Genomic DNA, 5,634 nt, shown 5'->3' with positions numbered 1-5,634 from the left:
AGTCCGGGTGCAACGCCTGGATGAAGATGATGCGATCGCTGCTGTTGCATTAGTACCCCCCTCGACTGACTCGACTGACTCGACTGATGATGAGGAAGAAGTAGAGAATTAAAAATTAAAAATGCAAAATTAAAAATGAAGAAACTACTTTTAATTTTTAATTTTGCGTTTTTAATTTCTCTGGTAGGTGGCATCTTGATGGGGGTGACAACAGCTCCCATCCAAGCATGGCCTCTGGCTTGGATTGCCTTAACTCCTTTGTGGATTTTAATCGTTAAAAAGGGAGAATTGAAGCTTAAAAAAGGAGGAGAAAACTCTTCATTTTTAAGTTTTAATTCTCCCTTTTTAATTGGTTTGGCGTGGGGGATTGGCTATCACGGCGTCGCTTTATCTTGGATTACCGGGATTCACCCGATGACGTGGTTAGGGGTTCCCTGGCTGGCAAGTTTAGCGATCGCATTCTTTTGTTGGACTTTCATCACCCTTTGGGGAGCCGGATTAGTTGCAATTTGGGCAACTGGTATGGCTTTCCTCTGCAAGCCAGAAATCAAAACTTATTCATCCTTACTTCGTCTTTTGATTGGCGTTGCTTTGTGGTGCGGACTTGAAAGTCTTTGGGGTTCCGGATCGCTATGGTGGACTTCCCTTTCTTATACCCAAAGTCCTCACAACCTCGCCATTCTACACCTTGGTCAAATCTCTGGTCCTAACACAGTAACCGCAGCAATTGTAGCGGTTAATTGCTTAATTGCCGAAGCATGGATTAACCGCAAACAATACACAAGACAAATAGAAGAAACTAATTCTTCTCCCTCTTCCTTCGTATCCTTTTCGCCTAAAGCGCTAACGCGCATGGCTTCGCTAAGGCGGTTCGTTCTCCATCCTGGTTATTTAAGCATTGCGGCTGGATTATTAATCGGGTTACATCTCCTCGGATTCGGGCTGTATAGCCGTCCCTTAATTCAACCTCCCCAAACCGCATTAAAAGTAGGAATTATTCAAGGCAATATTCCCAATAAACTTAAATTCGATCCGATTGGTTGGCGTCGCGCCATCGAAGGCTATACCAGTGGCTACAAAACTTTAGCTGACGAAGGAGTTGATGCTGTTTTAATCCCAGAAACAGCATTACCCGTCCAATGGACGGAACCCAGTTGGATTCGAGATTCTTTCTTAGAAGCAATTTTGGATAAAGGTGTAGTTGCTTGGATAGGAACCTTTGGGGAAGCGGGAAATGATTATACAAATAGTCTTTATACGATTACAGGTACTGGTGAAACTTTTAGCCGCTACGACAAAACTAAGCTAGTGCCTTTAGGAGAATTTATTCCCTTTGAAAAAGTTTTAGGGAAACTGATTGACAAACTTTCTCCTCTCGATGCTCACTTAATTCCTGGCAAAACAAATCAAATATTTGATACACCCTTTGGACGCGCCATTGTGGGTATTTGCTATGATTCCGCCTTTCCTGAACTGTTCCGGCGTCAGGCGGCTGCGGGTGGGCAATTTATTCTTACAGCGTCTAACGATGCCCATTACACCTCATCGATGATGGCTCAGCATCACGCTCAAGATTTGATGCGGGCAATTGAAAGCGATCGCTGGGCTGTCCGCGCTACGAATACTGGATTTTCTGGCGTGATAGATCCCCACGGGAGAACCTTGTGGATATCTAAAATGAATACTTACCAGCTACACGTAGCCACGATTTACCGGCGACAAACGCAGACTTTATATGTGCGTTGGGGCGATTGGTTAACACCCCTTTTGTTAGTGTTGGGAGCGATCGCTTGGTTCTTCACTATCTTCTGGCGAGATAATCAGCGTGGAAGATGATGGCAACTCTACCGATACCCGTTTATTTTTCGCTTAGCATAGTCGCAAAGAATAGCGATCGCTCGGTGTAGATCCAGATTGACTAGCTTAAAATTTCTTAAGGCATTTGTTAGCTTTTGCACTCTGGCGATCGCTTGTCTCACTGTCTCAGCATCAGGCGATTTGAGACGCTGCAATATCTCTAGGGATTGCTGCAAATAATTCAGTGATGTATTGAAGTCTCCCTGTAATGCTAACAGTTGCCCCAGCATTGCCAACGTCGCCGCTTTCCCTTGGACATCACCAATGCGCTCTTCTATTTCTAAGGACTGCTGATAATAGGCGATCGCTTGCTCAACTTCCCCGGTATTGGCGTAGATAATAGCTAGACAGTGCAACGTCGCCGCTTTCCCTTGGACATCATCAATGCGCTCTTTTATTTCTAAGGACTGCTGATAGTAAGCGATCGCTTGCTCAACTTCCCCGGTATTGGCGTAGATACCTGCTAGTTGGTGCAACGTCGCCGCTTTCCCTTGGAGATTACCAATGCGCTCTTTTATTTCTAAGGACTGCTGATAATAGGCGATCGCTTGCTCAACTTCCCCAGTATTGGCGTAGATATTTCCTAGATTGTGAATAATGTCGGCTTTTTCTGGTTCGTCATTTTCTGGGCAAGAATCTAGAGCTTGTTGATAGTGTTCCCGTGCTAAATTAATTTCACCTAGTTCTTGCTCAGACCGTGCCAATCGATGCAAGATGCGGTAATCTTCATCCAGCGCCAAGGTAGATTTGCACAAATCTTGCGCTTCTCGAAACCGACTCTGATTAATCCAATGACCTGTCAGAAATGCTGCCATTTTTGAAGCTATTTGTGCTTCTTTCCCTGAAAAGGCTAAGCGATGTATTTCTCTCAGTTGTCCTTCTGTTGACGTTTCCGCCTCGTCCCGCCAAAGACGATATAGCACTTCAGCCGCTTGCTTATGCAAAGCTTCTGCATCTTCCGGCAGCTTTAATGGCAAAATGCGCGGTACTCGTAGTGAAGAATCAGGGCTAACTTCCAATAGTCCCAACGCCACTGCCCGATTAATATGCTGTTCGAGATTAGGGAGAGATTCACAAACTGTGGCTATTCCCTCCCTCGGTACTGGTAACTCGAATACCAATCCCCGCGACAACATCTCCCGCATCGGTTCGTCCATCTGTTCCAGCAGCGCTGCTGCCAAGACTTGCTCTCGCAACTCCATCGGATCGGCTTCCAGACGATTGAGAATCGCAACCGCATCAACACTTTCATTTTTCCCCCTCCCTGCTTGCGGGGAGGGGGTTAGGGGGTGAGGTGCTTGCAGAATTTTATCCAACCACTCCAACAAGCGCGGATTACCATCCGCCAACCTTTGGGCTTGCAATTTCAACGCCTCATCCACCTGAGATTCAGAACTAAAGGCAGTGAGGCGACTACACTTTTTTTGCAAATCCGCCCCTCGCAGTGCCTCCAACGGTTGTTTATAGAAATACTGCAACTGAGTGGAATCAAAATCGTAACGGCAGGTAAGGATTAAGCGGTGGGAAGCATAAGTCTCTCGAATTGCCCAAACTAATGCCTGCAAAACAGTTGCTGCTTCCGGTTGCAGCACATACCCACCATCACGGGGTTCCAGATTTACTTCAAAGTCATCCAGCACCAGCAAAAAATCCAGGGAATCTTGCCCAAACACCCGCCGCAGCCGGAATTTCAGTTCCTCATCGGGGTCTTGTAGCGCCTTCCGCAGTTCCTTGTCATCTAACTTTTCCGCCAAACGACTCACCAAACTGGGTTCATCTATGCGCCCTACCCAGACCACTCGCGCCAAATTTGGGAGGCGGTCACACAGTCGTGCGGCAAGGGTACTTTTGCCCAAACCGCCCATGCCATGAATCAACACTCCCACCTCATCAGGCGACTGAGTCAGCGCCCTCAAACAGTTTTGTAACTGACGGCGACGACCCACAAAACTTTCACGAGTCGCGACTTTTATCTTCTCAGCAGGATCTAAAAACTGAGTAGTAACAGTTGGTGGTGGTGCTGGTTTACGCCTAGGAGTCTTCAAGGGCGTGACTAACTCCCCTGGTAAAGTCCCAGATGCGTACAGCCGCAACAAATGCCAATCTCGCGCTTTATTCTTAATTAATGCCTGGTAGGTACAAGCGACTGCCTCGGTTAGTTTCTTTCCCGCCGACAACTGTTGATACAACGCTGCGGCGGCTGCCGTTGACTCAGTGTCTAAAACCTTCTGACCCCAACCCAAAACTGCTTTAGCACCCGACTTTAGCAACTCTTCTGCCATCGAAGGCACAGCCCCAGACTTCCCCCCTTGCCCAGTACGACAACCCGATAAGAAAACAAGCTTAGGTAGTCGAAATTGCAGCTCTTTGGCGATATCGGTAGCACTGGCAAGGTAAGCTTCCCCGGTTTCCGTCTCTGTTACGAAGCGAGGTTGCCCATCGGTCAGGTTAGCATGACCCGTCAGGTGTAAAACGTCAAAATACCCCTTGCCGTAATAGTCGGCTAAATAGCCCAACTCCGACAAACAGCCGCTTTCTTCCACTTTCAGGTCTATTTGATACCGTGCCGTTGCTTCTAGAATTCGCCCTTCCTCTGCCTCAAAATCCAGTACAGGTTCCACTCCCAGCGGAGAGGTTGCCATAAACAAAACTTGCAGCGCCCGATTTTCCGGTTCTACCTCAACGGACAATTTCTTCACCGCATCCGATGATACCCACCGCACCGGAACCACCGCAGGCAGTCTCTCAACGAGAAAACTGTTGCCATCGTGCAGCACTTCCCAAGGCAGATAGGCGAGTTTTTCCGTCGCTGCGATCGCTAAAACAATTCCTTCACCTCGATACCGATCTAGCAATCGTTGCAGAAAGCGATCGCTTCCATCCAACCAGTTATATAGCTTTCGCCCAGTGATAGCATAATCCACCGCCAAGCGAACATAATAATCTTGTTCCGCTCCCTGAATCAGGTCTGCGATTTCTGACAGAGGAAGCGATCGCCGTTGATAATCATTGGGATTGTCAAAAAAGTAACGCAGCTCCACATAATTATCTACAGTTCGCTTGAGGTCAAGGTGGAGCGTTTGCATGAGCGCGGCGTCACTCGTCTAGAATTTCCTTAATCTGCTCGATTGTGGCATTTTCCAACAACAACCGCTTGCCACTGCGGGATACCAGCAGCACCTTGTCGATTTTCTTGCCAGATTTACCCTGTTTATATTGCTGATACCACTTGCGAATTTGCTCGGCAATCGCGATCGCGCCGCCGACAATCCCTACAATTACACCAATTGTTGCTAAAGTTCCTTCTCTTTCAGCTTCGCCCTCGGTTTCGTAATTCCCGGAAACTCCTGAAATTGAGAGTAATTCTTCTGTTGCGGCAACTGCATCTTGCCCTTGAACTTCAAATTGAATATCTGCCATTTCTGCTTAATTCAGGCATCTTACCTGCGCGAGAAGATTATTATTAATGATTAAAATAACTTGGTAATCAGGCTAATCAAGCGATTACGCCTAAAAATTGACTCAACAATCCCAAAATAGCAAAGAGCGATCGCATTTTCCCTTCTTGAGAGTGCGATCGCTCTTTAGTTATTGCTCGATGTATTGCCCGACGTTACTGGTTCAATGTTACTGGTTCATCTGCGTCCCACGGTTCATCTGCATCGGGGTCGTCTGTGTTCCAGGAGTCATCTGTGTCCCAGGAGTTGTCTGCATTCCCCGGTTCATCTGCATATTCGGGGTTGTCTGCGTCCCCTGGTTCATCTGCATCCCCCGGTT

The 5,634-nt window shown here is 47.3% G+C and carries 3 protein-coding genes; 1 reads left to right on the top strand and 2 read right to left on the bottom strand.

The features are described 5' to 3' along the window. Nucleotides 1-135: 135 nt before the first annotated feature. Nucleotides 136-1,836 carry an apolipoprotein N-acyltransferase gene (gene lnt, locus H6F50_RS02490; RefSeq protein WP_190425977.1) on the top strand — a complete coding sequence of 567 codons (1,701 nt, stop codon included), beginning with the start codon at nt 136-138 and terminating at the stop codon, nt 1,834-1,836. Between the two features lie 8 nt (nt 1,837-1,844). On the opposite strand, the gene H6F50_RS02485 is transcribed toward lnt, so the two are convergent. Both H6F50_RS02485 and H6F50_RS02480 read right to left on the bottom strand, forming a co-directional pair. Then, a complete protein-coding gene (locus tag H6F50_RS02485) occupies nt 1,845-4,943 on the bottom strand; it encodes a tetratricopeptide repeat protein (RefSeq protein WP_190425975.1) in 3,099 nt (1,032 codons plus the stop codon). A 10-nt stretch (nt 4,944-4,953) separates the two neighbouring features. Continuing rightward, nucleotides 4,954-5,277: a hypothetical protein gene (locus H6F50_RS02480; protein WP_190425966.1), complete on the bottom strand. Its 324-nt coding sequence runs from the start codon at nt 5,275-5,277 to the stop codon at nt 4,954-4,956. Nucleotides 5,278-5,634: the final 357 nt, after the last annotated feature.

This window comes from Coleofasciculus sp. FACHB-712 (genome assembly GCF_014695635.1).
In the GTDB taxonomy this organism is placed as follows: Bacteria; Cyanobacteriota; Cyanobacteriia; order Cyanobacteriales; family FACHB-T130; genus FACHB-T130.
The sequence above is the reverse complement of the archived record's forward strand: the minus strand, read 5'-3'. Positions and strand labels throughout refer to the sequence as shown.